Annotated in this window: 13 protein-coding genes; all 13 read right to left on the reverse strand. The window is 35.5% G+C overall.

Features of this window, described 5'->3' with window-relative positions:
* Nucleotides 1-49: 49 nt before the first annotated feature.
* Entirely contained in the window at nt 50-2,071 is a 2,022-nt protein-coding gene (locus FPK91_RS10230) for an IPT/TIG domain-containing protein (protein ID WP_144211062.1), read from the reverse strand.
* 91 nt (nt 2,072-2,162) lie between these two features.
* Nucleotides 2,163-2,876 carry a hypothetical protein gene (locus FPK91_RS10235; protein ID WP_144211064.1) on the reverse strand — a complete coding sequence of 238 codons (714 nt, stop codon included), beginning with the start codon at nt 2,874-2,876 and terminating at the stop codon, nt 2,163-2,165.
* A 78-nt stretch (nt 2,877-2,954) separates the two neighbouring features.
* Entirely contained in the window at nt 2,955-3,446 is a 492-nt protein-coding gene (locus FPK91_RS10240) for a hypothetical protein (RefSeq protein ID WP_144211066.1), read from the reverse strand.
* A 146-nt stretch (nt 3,447-3,592) separates the two neighbouring features.
* Entirely contained in the window at nt 3,593-4,255 is a 663-nt protein-coding gene (locus tag FPK91_RS10245) for a hypothetical protein (protein ID WP_144211068.1), read from the reverse strand.
* A gap of 90 nt (nt 4,256-4,345) precedes the next feature.
* The gene (locus tag FPK91_RS10250; RefSeq protein WP_144211070.1) at nt 4,346-4,783 is read right to left on the reverse strand and encodes a hypothetical protein; all 438 of its coding nucleotides are present in this window, start codon (nt 4,781-4,783) and stop codon (nt 4,346-4,348) included.
* A 164-nt stretch (nt 4,784-4,947) separates the two neighbouring features.
* The gene (locus FPK91_RS10255) at nt 4,948-5,382 is read right to left on the reverse strand and encodes a hypothetical protein (protein ID WP_144211072.1); all 435 of its coding nucleotides are present in this window, start codon (nt 5,380-5,382) and stop codon (nt 4,948-4,950) included.
* Nucleotides 5,372-6,148 carry a hypothetical protein gene (locus FPK91_RS10260; protein ID WP_144211074.1) on the reverse strand — a complete coding sequence of 259 codons (777 nt, stop codon included), beginning with the start codon at nt 6,146-6,148 and terminating at the stop codon, nt 5,372-5,374. Before FPK91_RS10260 ends, FPK91_RS10255 begins: the two co-directional genes overlap by 11 nt.
* 156 nt (nt 6,149-6,304) lie before the next feature.
* The gene (locus tag FPK91_RS10265; RefSeq protein WP_144211076.1) at nt 6,305-6,739 is read right to left on the reverse strand and encodes a hypothetical protein; all 435 of its coding nucleotides are present in this window, start codon (nt 6,737-6,739) and stop codon (nt 6,305-6,307) included.
* 59 nt (nt 6,740-6,798) lie between these two features.
* Complete coding sequence (locus tag FPK91_RS10270) at nt 6,799-7,830, reverse strand: hypothetical protein (RefSeq protein ID WP_144211078.1); 1,032 nt, start codon at nt 7,828-7,830, stop codon at nt 6,799-6,801.
* A 76-nt stretch (nt 7,831-7,906) separates the two neighbouring features.
* The gene (locus FPK91_RS10275; RefSeq protein ID WP_144211080.1) at nt 7,907-8,338 is read right to left on the reverse strand and encodes a hypothetical protein; all 432 of its coding nucleotides are present in this window, start codon (nt 8,336-8,338) and stop codon (nt 7,907-7,909) included.
* Nucleotides 8,339-8,658: 320 nt separating this feature from the next.
* Nucleotides 8,659-9,894 carry a hypothetical protein gene (locus tag FPK91_RS10280; protein WP_144211082.1) on the reverse strand — a complete coding sequence of 412 codons (1,236 nt, stop codon included), beginning with the start codon at nt 9,892-9,894 and terminating at the stop codon, nt 8,659-8,661.
* A 71-nt stretch (nt 9,895-9,965) separates the two neighbouring features.
* Complete coding sequence (locus tag FPK91_RS10285; protein WP_144211084.1) at nt 9,966-10,391, reverse strand: hypothetical protein; 426 nt, start codon at nt 10,389-10,391, stop codon at nt 9,966-9,968.
* Nucleotides 10,392-10,393: 2 nt separating this feature from the next.
* Entirely contained in the window at nt 10,394-14,566 is a 4,173-nt protein-coding gene (locus FPK91_RS10290) for an IPT/TIG domain-containing protein (RefSeq protein WP_158638080.1), read from the reverse strand.
* Nucleotides 14,567-14,625: the final 59 nt, after the last annotated feature.

The raw sequence follows: 14,625 nt of genomic DNA on the forward strand, positions 1-14,625 counted from the left end.
TGATGCTATATGTATAAAACGGCTGGTTCACCACAATGTAGTCTGCTCACTATGGCTTTATTACGCCTTTCGATAGTAATTCGTCTTTTATCAATAGGTCATATTTATCTATAAACTTTGTCGTTGTGTCGGCTCTATTTTTAAAACTAAAAAATGACGTATCTTTACCCAAAAATGCTATAGATTCTGCGATGTATTGTTGATAAACCTCGGTGGTGCGAATTAAATTAACCAGCTTTTTGGTGCTATAGCCTTGGGCTCTATAAAAATGGATAACACTCAGCACTAAACTCGCCTCGGCAGTGCTTTCATCATTAAACTCAACAACGGTATCCCCTTTATATTGAATAGCACTTAGGTATGCTGTCAGTTCGCCGTCATCATTTTTGGTATAGGTATAGATAATCTCGTGATTATCGGTCATTTTGGTTGCAGGAAACGAATGACCTAATAAAGGTTTAGAAAACTCAGGGTATAAGCCACCAATTGAGTGAATGGGTAAGGCATTTTTTTGCGTCACTTTCACTTGGACAGTTTCTTGAACAACAAACCTTATATAGTTACTTTTACCGTATGCATTGTTAACAGAATAACTGCCGCTTTTAATATTACTGGGGATAGTTACCACTATCTCATTAGCGGTTTTAAATGTTGTTTTCGCCTGCTTCTCATTAAAAAATACGCTGGTATCCTTATCAAAGTTTTCACCTAACAAGCTGGTTTCACTTCCTGCTGTGACAGATTTTAAGTTTGAAACCGACAGCAGTGGTAATTGCTCTACGCCAACATTGATATAATGAGGTTCTGATTTTATATCTCCAACCACAATGGCCATTTCACCTTCACCAGAATCGATTGGTAAATCAAATTGTAAATATGACTTATCACCATCACGAGTCGTGGATTTAGGTTGTAGGTTATATAGTGTTCCTTTTAAACTCACGATGAGTACTGGTGAGACGGCAGGATTAGGGAACCCTTCAATGGTTAGTTCAAAGGTGTCGCCAGCGCGGAGGTGAAAATTTATTTTACTGTTTTCAAAAATAGTCGACACATGTTTAATAGATAAATCGCCCCTTTTTGACCAATTTATGGTTTTTGCCGCCTGTAATCGATTAATGTCATGGATATCGAAAATATTGTCACCATCATCATCTAAATCTAGATGGTCAATAATACCGTCATTATCAAAATCATTTGGGTTGGTGCTTGAGCCGCTTTCTACATTATCTTTAATACCATTTCCGTCAGCATCAAGATCTAAAAAGTTAAGATAACTATCATTATCTAAATCAACACTTTGCTCTAATTTATCTGCAAAACCGTCACCGTCAGAATCTTGGTCTAACCAATTAGGAATGCTATCCTTGTCTAGATCGATAGCGGTTGTTTCAACACCAAATATATATTCAAGACCATCAAGAATTTTGTCTTTATCCATATCATTTTCGATTAGGTCAGCCCCAAAAGCGCGCTCTTTCATATCATCGAATGAATCGACATCTTCGTCATTAAAAAACACCATTTCATAGGTGAGATCTGCGCCTCCAGCAAAGTTTTCATCAATAACACTTAACTGATAGGTACCTGGGTCATAAATAGGAAAATTAACGACGTAAATATTCGGTTTTGTATATTTGTATAAAAATATTGCATTTATTACCAAGCCATCTTTATTTGAGACATAAACTTGCGGCAAAAAACGCGCGGAGGAAGATTTAAAAAAAGCCGTTAATGATTTACGCTCATTCACCACAAACTTAAATAAATCCCCTTTGTCGAGGCTCGAACTAATCACACCCTGTACTTTTACACCAACATCTAATGTTATCGGGGTCGCGATGGATGGATTATCATTGGGCTCTTTTTCAATGAAAGTGGGATATTGACTCTTTGTCGCATCAAACGGATAGTCATCTTGCTCATCTGGTATACCATCTCGGTCTTCGTCTTTATTTTCCCAGCTACCCATTTTTAGGGGCGCTTCTTTAGCGGCGAAAGCACTATGACTAGTGACGACCCCAAGGCTTGCAATAAGCACTATTGCCAATTTAAAGACTATGTTGTTCATTGTTTATATCCCTATAAAACCGTAAATTAATCCATTATTCTTTCGATACTTATTTGTGCACAACCGAATAAGCTTATTACATAAAACCTTGCTATAAATTGAATGGTGACACCAATAATACCATCAGACTAGTTAGTGCTAGATGTGCTAGTACAGGAAAAATTAATACTACGACATGTAACTGATACTTCATGGTCCAGCGTCGCTGAGTTAATTTCACAGGGTAATTAAAGTAAAATAATAAATAGAATATATTCTTTAATGGATAATGAAACACATCCAAATTTAATGTTTTACCCGAGACTAAGTGAATATTTACTTGATACACGGTACGAATAGAATTGCCGCCATTGGTTTGAACTGTGTAAATCACTTCAACTTGTTTTATATCACCTTTAGATAATTCTAATTGGCCATCAGGCTCATTAACCAAACTGTTAACCGGTAATGACACCGTCTCAGTATTAATATGGCAACGTTGTGGAGCCTCTATTTTATATTGGCGCTTAATTAAAAAATAACGTAATAGCAAACTTCCTGGCACCAAACACACATTCATAATGACGATGATTAATGGAATCTCTGGAAGTTTTGGATATAGCGATATCGCGCTAGGTGTAACAAAAGGCAGCAGCCCCATCAGCAGTAAGCCACCAGATAATACTAACTGTGTTCTCACTTTTAATGGATAAAAAAATGAGATCATTTTGAGCGTGATATTACTCGCTGAGTTAAGTTGTTTTATGCCTTTAAAGTAAGTTGAACCAAACCAAGTTTCATCATCGACTGTAAGCTTTTCTTGCATATAGAACCCTAAAAAGCAGCACCAGTATTAGGCGCTGCTTTATCAATTTTGTGGTGATTATTATTAATAATGACTTATTTATAATAAATTAAGCATATACCAATGTTCATCGACTTTAGCAAAACGGCAATAGCCTCCACCCTCTGCATCAAAATTTGTTTCAGGGTCTGTTGAATCGAAAGCATAGCCAATCCACACCTCTACATCATAATTTTTAGATTTCGCTTGCGAGCTAACACTGTGAATTTTTGACTTTTTTGCATTATCAAAGTAGCTATTAAAGGCACTGTCCAATCTAAAATTATTAATTCCTGAATATCTCTTTTTGAAATACTTATCATACCTAGCTTTAACGTGCTGAGTGACTTGTGCATCTGTCGCTGGAGTAGGAAAAAATAAAGCTTTAAACAGGTCAACATCTTGATTAGCAATCACTTCAGCTGCTTTTAAACAATTTCCCTCAGGTATGGAAATATCTATATTGTCAGGAATAGGCGGATATTTATCTAAATCCCATGCTTGACAAGGTGTTGTAACGACCAAAGCGGCTAAAAATATCTTTCTTAACATAAAACGTCCTTGTTGCTGTTATTTTTGATGTTGGCTTTTAATGTTGCTATCAACTCAACATTCCCTTTATATGACTAAACCAGTTCCCCCTTAAAATACACTTCCTAGGGCGGATTAATGTTGCAGAAATATCATTAGCACCATTCTTAGAAGTAGCTCGAGAAATCATAGATATTTGATAAAACTAGAAAACTAACATATAACAAAAACATCACGCCTAATAGCTTCAAAGGCATTGGGTAGTAATATCGAATGTTTGGTGAATGATGTTCCTGTATACATTCAATTAATTCAGGTAGTGCGAAGACATTAACCCGCGATAAATTAATTTTTTCGCCAGTATTCAACACCAACCTAGCATGCGTCATTATTTCAGCCTTCATTACCGACTTAACTATTTCATCTTTTTTTTTGTAGTGATAATGATAGAAAAAACGTTGTATATGAATTGCATCAACCCTACTCATTTGAAAATAGCTTGCTGACTTTGTCACCAACTCATCTGGCAATTCAATGGCATCTTTCGTTATCTTTACTTTTAGGCCCATTTTGAAGTGGGATACTAAATGCTTAATCAGTATTAGCACTACTGCTGTAAGAGTTATTTCCCATAAATACTCTGTTGTTTTGAAGTATATAAGCCCGCTGGGAATACCTATTAGACAAAAAAATATCAAAGCCCAGGCTTTATAAGATAAAGGCCACACGATTAAGTTAGCGGACATCTCAACTTTGGAATTATCGCCTAATTGTACTAATAACGATTCAGTTTTATTGTATTTTTGCAGTCGTTTGGTTAACCAAGGCATGATCTTTTCACTAGAAATCAATTAGAAATAAAAAGAATAGTAGAACATATTTGTAATCTACTATTCTTATTCTGCTTACCTCAAAAAAGCCTAAAAGCCATTTAACAAAAACCAGCTATTTGACTCTTTCTCACGACCAAATGAACAACTTAATTCACTAGGTGAACTCTCTTCAGCAAACTGAACATGAGTTAATACAGAAAGTTGCTCCACAATATTAAATCCAGCACCTTTACTATCACTTTTAGGGTTAGGCTCTGTTATAGTTTTAACTCCAATAATGCTTTCAACTGTTCTTTCTTTAGCATATCTCTTAGTAAATTTTAATTTTCTTTTTTCTTGAAAATTAATAAACTTAGGATTTTTTTGAGTTTCTGGGTAAAAATATTCTACTACCGAGTTTACATCGCCACTTAACTTGTAATTAACAATGTTAACGCACCTTTTTTGTAAATCTTCTTCAAATTTAGCTTCTGCAACATTGGAGCTCAGTAATAATGAAGCTGCGATTAAATATATTTTTTTCAACTCAATTTCCTTTTTAAGTTATTTTATTGGTAGCTATTATTAATGGCTATGTAGTTACTAACCATTTATTGATTAAATTTAACTAGGCAATACGTGCAACCGATGAAACTAAGAAAACTCAATCATGCTTAATCATTGGCACGTTACAAAGTCTTGATATTTGCTCACCTAAAGACTCCATTCTTTTGCAAATTGCCATTTTCAAACTTTAACGGTGTGACCTGCCCTTTTAGCACTATGAGTAAATCATAACTAAGCCCATATCCATTACCTCGTGCTGTCACCTGTCTAAATTGTATTGCAGCAATCCGATTGATAGGAATAACTTGTTTTGCAAGCGTATATAAAGAGGTTACTTTAGTGGTAATTTGATTGGATTCTAAATCAAACGTGACTTGCCGTTTAGCAAACATCAAATGCCAAATAAGCAAATTCGCTAATGCCCAGTTTAGTAGTTCACCATAACTCCAATGCTCAAATCTAAGAGTAAGAAACAACGACATTAGCACAAAAATACCAGTAATGACTCCTCGAGTAATCACTGCCGAGCGTGTTTTAGTCATAATGGCTTTTGTCGGAGTCAACTGTTTAAAATACATTTAAATAGCCTCCTATGAGCTTCATCACCACAGCAAATAACATAAGAAAGGGCAAAGGATATATTATCCTGACTAACTTTTTGGGGCGCCATAGTGGTTCAATGAAGTCCACTGCGGCTTGGCTAGACACATTGCTATTACTTGCAGTTGCATAATTGGGGGGAGTAGATATGAGCTGTGCGTCTTGAATACTTAAATTAGCTGGTGTTATTGACTCGGTTGACGATGATGCAAGGGTTTCAATATGAACTGGGTGAATATTCGGATAATCGCTGACTTGCTCATTCACCTGAATATCAAACCTTTGCGCAATAAATAAGGCTGTATTCATCGTGTCAGTAAGACTGCCAGTATTATAAGAGTCGCGACCAATTTTAAGTTCAAACTGGCTTCGGTCATGACGATTATGCCTATACTGGAGTTGCGTTGATTGAAATGTAGTTATCGCTTTCTTTTTAAAGAAAACACCAAACAGCTGTAATTGAAAGAAACAATGCTTATTCGAATTATCTAAAACAAAATGATGTTTAAGCGACCCAAGTAAGATCACTGTAACGAGTAATAGCCCAGCAACAATTTGGTAGAAAGTTTGCTCTGCTCCGTCAAGCGTAACAGCCATAACCAATGATGCCGATAACGGCAGCAAACCCAAAACAGCAAAACCTCGACAAATATAATGCAGCTTAGTGGAAAAACGTAAGTGCTTCGGCAACCCATCAGATTGAATAAACCGGCGCGCCATTTTTGGCAACTGCGAATACTGCATGCATTACTTCCTTGTTTTCATTAACAGCCATCCTGACTAATGGTAATTTCTATTTTATAAATTGAACGGAGACACTAATAAACACGTTAACGCTAAGTGAGGTCGCCAATAAGATGGATGACCATGTTATTTCTGCATATTTATTGACGCAAGCTTTTAGGGTAATTTAAACAAAAACCAGCCATTAGAAGTTCTTAGATACTTGCAATTAGCATAAGCAGTAAATGAGTCACCGACTATATATAGTTTAATCCTAGCCTCTTCGATTGCGCCAAAACGTTCTTTCTTAATCTCACTAGGCTGATGATAAGTCACCTCCAAGACCTCTATAGGTTTAGTGTTTCCCCTTTCAAACCAGCGTTTATGTGAGCGATTCAGTATCTCCTGCAATCGCTTTTCCTGCCCAACATAATATTCCCCTGGCATTTCAGCAATGTAGGCTTGTACATCTTGCTGCTCAATAAATTCAAAACTATTAAGGCAGCGCTGGGTTAACTTAGCATCTTGATTTTGACTTGGTTGAACTTGATTCTCGGCAGCAACACTATTATTTAGGCCTAATAACAGCAGTAATAAACTAAAGCGGAACATATATCATCCTTGAAAGTGGAGTGAGCCACTAAAAATGGGTGGCCATATTAATTTGTGGTCTAGTTTTTAACAAATGGTATTAACCAACTATGAATCGCATAACTGTATTTAGTGGGTATTTTATAGGCGAGTTTTTCGGAGCCTTGACGTGTAATCAAATAAGTTATTTTAGCCACATTAACCACACCAATCACTTCAGATAGTGGGTATTTTCTCGCACCAAATAGGCTTGTTTTCACAATCAAATTACCATGGTCTATTTTTAAGTGATTTGGTACATAATTTTTAATGATAAGAAAGCTAATGCCGAATGAAAAGATGAAAGCTAATAAGTACTGCAATGCAACAGGGATATATGTAAAACCTTCTAACGCAGATAAATATAATAAAAAACCGCTAGTCATAATGGCCCACATACTAAGGCTAACAGGCACAGCCCACTGCCTAATGATTCCGCCTCGTGTAAAGGCAATTCTTAATTCTTGAAAGCCAGTTTCTTTAACGGTTGAATCATTAGGTAATGTGGTTTTCTGATGATTTTTCAATAAGCCTATAGCGCTAAATTTATGTCTTTTATGCTGCACGATCAAGGCTAATTCGGTATCAAAATGCTGCTCAATAAACAACGCAATATCGAGCATAGTTGGAAAACTTCTAATCAAAAGATTCCATTCAGGGTAGCTGTAGAATTTAAGACTGTAATGATGATTAGCCCGTTCAGTACTATCAAAAAACGCCTCAACTTCACCGCTGGTGAAACCTGACATTTCCAGTAAAGATAAACTGCGGTTAGTTATAACTTCTCTATTGGTGGTAATACCAAACCAAGACTTGGTTTTAATGATTTCTTTATTTACAGCATCAATAATTAATCGGTTAACTTTAAATACGGGGAAGAAAAAACAACAACCAACAAGGGCAATAATAAGTGGCATGAGTAGCTCGCCAGTATCTTGATAACCAAACCAACCTAAATATATAACCCCTGAACCTAACACGACCAATACTATTCCAAAAATGAAATCGAAAAAGCCACCAGTATCTTGTAGCACAATACGCTCATCCGTCTGCTTACAAATTTTATAACTCATTACATCCCTTTAGTGTCTTTTGGTCATTAAAAAGTAAAGCCCCATTAAGAATTAACAGGGCTTTTTATTACATCAGTTAAGGTTTTTGACTAAAATACCATCGTTGGTCATCACTTTGCTTAAAAGAGCAAGCACTTCTGCGATAGCGCTCCATAGTGCCGGCCTTAAATTTGACTTTGAAACGCTTTATCGAATGCCCTTTATGTGAAGACTTTATGACCGAGTCATCCAACTCAAAAAGGTCATATTCTGTTAACGGCTCACTACCAAAGCGGCTCAAATGATTTTCATACCACTTTTTTTCAAGCCTTTCTTCACGTTTTTTCATTGATTGAGGTAGTAAGTGAAAAAATAGATCCGGATCATTTTTCAGATAACTATTGAGCATATAGTTTTTGCAGACTGCTTTTAAATTTTCATCAGAGCCGTCATTAAGCCCAGCGAATCGCTCAAGGGCATTGGCCGATACACTGAACAGCAGCATGCTGATTAATATTACTATTTTCATATAAAGTCCTTTTCATTAATGGCGTTGTAAATAACGCCTATTTTCCATTTTTAGGTTGCTGCAAATTTTATTTGTATTCTTAAATTAAAAAACGAATATAAAGTGAATATAATCCAAAAACTGTCATCCCCAGCAGGCATACCACTAGCGGGGCGAGTAAGTAAAAACGCCACACTGCAACCACGATTGCCGAAACAATATTTTGGCTCGAATAAACTATCAATAATGCGGTAAAAAAACTATCAATAAGACGGTAAAAAAGCCGATATAACTAGAAGCCTGAACTTGATGCAAGAATTCATGGCCATGTTATTGATCGCTTAAGCAATCAAACGAAAATAAGCCATATAAAGCCCATAACCGATTACCCCCAAAAGGAACACGACAAGTGGGCCTAAAATATAATAACGCCAAGCCATTGGGGTTTTAGTAATTTGTGTCAGTGTGGCGTTATAACCCAGCTCACATAAAGCGATAACGAGTTTTTTACTATCAAATGACTGCCCGGCTAATACCAAGCGACTTTCATTTTCAACATCGATATTCAGGTTAAACACATAAGGTTCAAGGTATCCTCCACCAAATTGAACTTTGCCGCTTTTATACCAATTCCATTCAATATCAATTGATTGAATATCCGTTTTTTTAATCTGCTTAGCTTGTTTGTTTTCAAAATAAACAGCAGGAATATCTAGATACTCTTCACTTATAATAATTTCAGTAATAGGGGATGCACCAAATGTATAGTGTTTATCGCAAATCAACTTTCGTCTCACTGCCGATACTCCACCACCAAATAAACCCACCACAATCGCGGCAATGAAATTCTGACTAGAATAGACAATAAACAAAGCAAGTATGCTACTGATATAACTGGGGATCCAAACTCGATGAAAATACTGAGAAGGCAACGGCAGCATAAATAATATAACCGGAAATTGTCTCATTACTGGATTATTAAATAAGTTAATTCCAATAAAAGCCTTTACTGTGTCCTGGTCAAGCGCTACAGAACCGAAGCTAGGCCACACTTTATTGTTGATACAACCAAATTGACCAATAACATTAATACCTTGGGATGATAGATTGCTCCGAAGTTGTTGCACCACAAAAGAAAGCTTATTTGACTTAACTTTAAGCGATATTGAGACTTGCTTAGCGGCCTGATTGTTTTCAGTATCTTTGAGGTGCAATATCACTTTATTGGTATTATGAACTTCTTTTAACTCGATATTTTTAATGTTTGCGTAGTCGAACTCCTGCTGCGCAATCGTATAAATAGCCTTAATACCGAGTTTGAAACCATGAAACTGTGTCAGTATCTTGCGTGAAGCATCAAAGCACCATCGTCGCTGATAACTGAAGGTAATCAGTATCAGCAATATGCTGATGATTAAACGCCCAACTGATTCAATTGAAAGCGTAAATAAAACCGATCCCAGCACAAGGTGAATAAGATTTAAAAATAAAAAAATCCACTTCACTTTTTCAAATGCTGAAATAATTGAAAATGATGTCGCGTTTTTCAATAACGTCCCTGTTATCTTGCTAAACATTTTATCCCTTAATCGCTTTATACATGCCAGTTTTGCTGTCAGATCTTCTTAATACACTCAACACTAAAGACTTAACTCCCTATTTCCCAATGATTACCTTCTAAACGAATAAATGTACAACCAGAATTGCCATTGCCTTTACCATTATTAAAAGAATATATGTAATCAACACCGGCAAAGTTTTGATTTTCTAATGGCGCAATCACAACCTTTTCTAATATATATGCATCCTTACCGACTTCACGTTCATATTTCTTCACATAAGTAGAAAAACCTTTGATTAAACCAGGATGTTCACGAAATGAAGGAGCAATAAAGGTTTTAAACAACTCAATATCTTTGTTTTTTAGTGAGTCTCTATAAACCTTACATTTATCAAGAAAGATGCTATCGGTATTGCTGTCTGCAACAAAATTATGATTACGGTCATCTGCATGAACGCCATATGACAAACTAACTAGCAAAACGAATGCAAACGATTTTACTAAAATATCCATATTTACTCTTCCCACATTACAATTGGCTGGTTGGTTGTTGGATCGAAATACTTACAATTTACAGGGTTAGAAGCTGATTCAGCTTTAACATTTAACCTTAGTTTTGTAGAAAACTGACTACCAGGTTCGAAATCTACTTTAGCAGAAGTAACACCCGTTATCACATCAACATTATTTGAAAAACATACATAATAAGTCGCTCGAGAATCAGGGACTGTAATGCCCAAAAGCTCGAAATCAACTTCACCTGGTTGTAGCGTTAATGTCTTTGTGCGTTTAGCTTGACCGGCAATGGACTCATCAACAGCAACGTTATTTAACAATACTTGGAAGCTATCATCTGCTTGGTTACCATTATCACCAAAAGTAAATATCATCTCAGTAGAACTTATAATAATATTACTAGCTACTTCAATATTGTTAACATTAACATAAATATTACCCGAAACTGCACTTTCAGGTACTAACACATTAAGTTGATTCTCTGATGATTTTACAATCCTTGCAGATAGTCGATTATTAAATTTATCAACAAAATAAACTTCATTTTCATTTGGTACTTTTGAGAAACCTAAGCCTGTGATAGTAATTTCACTATTAATAAAAGCTGGTTGTGGCGTTATTTTATCAATTTTTAAGCCGTCACCAAAGGTGAGAAAATATGGTTCTGACTGCTGCACTTCACTGTTAGCAATATCACCGGAAAAATCCAGTTCTACTGTCACTTTGGAGTCAGGTGTCATTTTAGATAAATAAGCAGGTGGTATGTATATTTTCGCTTCGGTACAAATATCATTCACTCTATAAGAGTTATAAAGTTCACCTTGATTCTTAATAACTAATTCTTCAGTTTCACCTGTAGTTTTATCATTAAAAGTAATTACTGGATAAGTTAAATATCCTCTCCAATCTTTTACAGGACAAATACCAATACCCGTGATTTTCAATTCAACTAAATCTTTTTCGTTAATTTGAATCAACCCTGGTTCCATTGCAACAATACGCAACCCCCAAGTCACTCGGTATTCGTATTTTTGATTTAAATTAAACAGATGATACCAAGCTTCAGCAGCATTAGCCCCATTATTGATTAAGCTTAAAATTTCTATAATTCTAACGGCTTGTCCATAATAAGGTACAAAACTTTCAAGTATCTTATCTCTAATCGTTGTAGAAATATCTGCGAGTAATTTCGCCATATCAAAACCAGCAGTTGAGTATATAGCTGTCAAAACTGGCCCTAACTTAAATGATTGCAATGCTTTTCTTTCTGCATCTATTACTTTAGTTAACTCATTAATGATGTCTTTCTCTTCTTCAGGGGTAACTTTCCCATCTTTAAAAGCATCATGAATAGAATCAATAACATTAGGTAATACTGATATAAATATTTCAGTAATGTGTACTGCTGTATCTGCTCGAGATGGGTCTCTAATATAACCATCATCACCAATCCCTTGCTTATTATTATCTTTAGCTGTGGCGGTTGAAACTATGTCTGAGATAGCTTTAAATGTTGGCCAAATCGCTCTATCAATTAAGTTACGAATAAATAAATTTTTTGCTACATTTTGTTTTAAGCTATCATTTAAAGGCTCACCATTAGGTCCTGGCGTTATCACTTCAATTAAACAATCTTGATACTTACATACATCAAGATCTGTATCTTGTGACCAATATGCGACAGAAAAGGCAACATAATTTACTGGCGCAATCATATCCCTATCTAAGAATGAATCAATATGGCTATAGGTCTTACCTTTTTTATTATCTGCGGGGTCAACTCCAACAGCTGGAGTAGTATCGACAGTTAAACTTTTATCTATTTTATAAACTGCAGTACTCAAGTACATCTGAGTACTATTCTGAAGTTCAGTGTACCCATCATAATCAAAAAGATCGGTTATTCCACTTATTGTCGGCTCAATTTTTATACCATCTTGCGACTCAGTTGGTGTTATAGATGGTCTTTGAGGATCTGAAGCTGAATACTTACCAACAACTGAGCTTTCTATTGCATTTAAAATGCTTTTTTTTTGGACAACTGTATTCAACTGTTGTGTCAATAACTGATTTAATTCTTCATTAATATCATAAATTTTTGCAGCTACAGTCATATTCCCAAAATCAAATGTGTCATCTATATCTGTAGTTATGCCTTCCAACACATATTCTTCAAGAGATAAGTAACTAGATAGCTGAGGTAGTAGCTCTAGCGCTTCAATAATTTGAGCCTCTGTTTTCCCCTGAATAAAACTGGTTAACGCCATAGCCTTGATAGTAGAATCTACACTTATATTAACCTGTGATTTAGAAGGTAGCATTATTGCACGTAATATACTGGTATCATTACTATTTGTGATTAATATCGTGCTAGGCTGCATACTAGTAAATGGGTAGGTATAACCCTGTATATCATTTAATTCAGTAAATATCTCATCTACCATCGATAACCTAAAAGGTCCGGTCATATTTTGGTATTGAACTGGTATATCTATTGCCAAATTTTTATTTTGTCTAATAATTAAAAAACTGGCTTCACTTGTTCCATATTGATTTTTTAAGTAAATATTAGAGGATAAAGCTAATTCTGGTACTGTGAACTCAGCAGAACTTGAGCTGATTATGCTAAGTTGTAGTTCTTGATCATTAATAATCACATTCGTTCCAGGAGAAAGATTATCTCCTACGACGCTTATCACTTGCCCTGACCCAGCTGAAGTTGGAGTTATTGTATACAGCTGTGGATTAAGAGGATCCAGTAACCTAACACGTATTTTTTCTGTTCTCTTACCACCAATGACAAGAAACAAATCAACATCTTCCCCACCAAACTTAATATCACCATAATCAGGAACAACAAACTCTATTTGTTTTTCCGAAGTAACGTTAACTTCAATATTTGTCGTTTTTTCATTCTCGTCATTTTTGTTTAAAACAACAAAAGCCTCACTCGAATAATTTAAATTAATACCATTGATAATTACTGGGTTAAATGCAGAAATTTTATTTATCACAGAATTACCAGCAATATTAGACTGCACATTGCGTATTTTAGGAGTTGTGTCACTTACCGAACTGAATAATACAAGAGGCTGTTTACTTTCAGTATCATTGATATCTAACAGAAGATCACCATCATCATCAACATCCGCATAATCAGGAATATTATCCCCATCTGTATCTTGTAGGTACCCTATAGAGTCATCAAAATCATCTTTATCATAAATATTGTTATTATCACTATCTACGTCTACAAAATTAGGATAATTATCACCGTCAAAATTTGCTGTAGACTCTAATAAATCTAAAATACCATCACCATCAGAGTCACTATCCAACCAATTAGGAATACTATCTAAGTCAACATCTAGATCTCGTACATTTTGACTTTTAAAGACATGATATTCGTTACCATCAAGAATATTATCATTATCTGTATCCTGTATATTAGGATTCATGCCTAATGCAACTTCCTTCTCATCAGCTACACCATCACTATCTAAATCAACAAATGACTCTAGTAAATAAGTATAATCAACATCACTATTCCCGAAGAAGTCTGTCACACTCAGATTGTAATTTCCTACATCCATAGGTTTAAAAGAGATTGCGTACCCTATTCGCCCAACCTTATCAATTGCTATATTAGGCACCTGAAGAACAACACCATCATCTTTTATGATAGCGATTCTCGGTTTAAATTTAGATTCATCTTTATAGACAATAAAACTAAAAATGACTTCAGCACTAATATCCTCATTTGATACTGTAAATTTAAAATCATCAATATCACGGGAGTCACTAATGGCACCTTGTATGCGAAATGGCACAGAACCGACGACGTTTGCCTCACCAACGTTATTATTAAATTCTTCTTCAAAAAGCATTTCGTATTCAGATTGGCTTGAATCAAACGGATAATCATCTAATTCATCAGGTACACCATCACCATCTTCATCTTTATTTTCCCAGGTGCCAACATACTCGTCAGGATCTGTTGGTTCTGTCGGGTCCGTTGGATCTGTTGGATCTGTTGGATCTACCGGATCTGTTGGGTTAGTCGGTACTGTTGGTTCCTGCGTACCTTCTCCTTCTTCTAACTCGCCATTACACCCAGAAATCCCAATGCTTAACGATAAAACCATCGCTAGCCAAAGACTGTTATGTTTCATTGAATATATCCCTATATAAATCCATTTATTTCAATTTTTAAAGTTTTACTATCTGATTA

The organism is Shewanella donghaensis (assembly GCF_007567505.1).
Classification (GTDB): domain Bacteria; phylum Pseudomonadota; class Gammaproteobacteria; order Enterobacterales; family Shewanellaceae; genus Shewanella; species Shewanella donghaensis.

What these genes read in the sequence shown, in the direction of transcription:
- FPK91_RS10230 (WP_144211062.1), bottom strand. Translation starts at nt 2,071, where the DNA reads ATGAACAACATAGTCTTTAAATTGGCAATAGTGCTTATTGCAAGCCTT.
- FPK91_RS10235 (WP_144211064.1), bottom strand. Translation starts at nt 2,876, where the DNA reads ATGCAAGAAAAGCTTACAGTCGATGATGAAACTTGGTTTGGTTCAACT.
- FPK91_RS10240 (WP_144211066.1), bottom strand. Translation starts at nt 3,446, where the DNA reads ATGTTAAGAAAGATATTTTTAGCCGCTTTGGTCGTTACAACACCTTGT.
- FPK91_RS10245 (WP_144211068.1), bottom strand. Translation starts at nt 4,255, where the DNA reads ATGCCTTGGTTAACCAAACGACTGCAAAAATACAATAAAACTGAATCG.
- FPK91_RS10255 (WP_144211072.1), bottom strand. Translation starts at nt 5,382, where the DNA reads ATGTATTTTAAACAGTTGACTCCGACAAAAGCCATTATGACTAAAACA.
- FPK91_RS10260 (WP_144211074.1), bottom strand. Translation starts at nt 6,148, where the DNA reads ATGCAGTATTCGCAGTTGCCAAAAATGGCGCGCCGGTTTATTCAATCT.
- FPK91_RS10265 (WP_144211076.1), bottom strand. Translation starts at nt 6,739, where the DNA reads ATGTTCCGCTTTAGTTTATTACTGCTGTTATTAGGCCTAAATAATAGT.
- FPK91_RS10270 (WP_144211078.1), bottom strand. Translation starts at nt 7,830, where the DNA reads ATGAGTTATAAAATTTGTAAGCAGACGGATGAGCGTATTGTGCTACAA.
- FPK91_RS10275 (WP_144211080.1), bottom strand. Translation starts at nt 8,338, where the DNA reads ATGAAAATAGTAATATTAATCAGCATGCTGCTGTTCAGTGTATCGGCC.
- FPK91_RS10280 (WP_144211082.1), bottom strand. Translation starts at nt 9,894, where the DNA reads ATGTTTAGCAAGATAACAGGGACGTTATTGAAAAACGCGACATCATTT.
- FPK91_RS10285 (WP_144211084.1), bottom strand. Translation starts at nt 10,391, where the DNA reads ATGGATATTTTAGTAAAATCGTTTGCATTCGTTTTGCTAGTTAGTTTG.
- FPK91_RS10290 (WP_158638080.1), bottom strand. Translation starts at nt 14,566, where the DNA reads ATGAAACATAACAGTCTTTGGCTAGCGATGGTTTTATCGTTAAGCATT.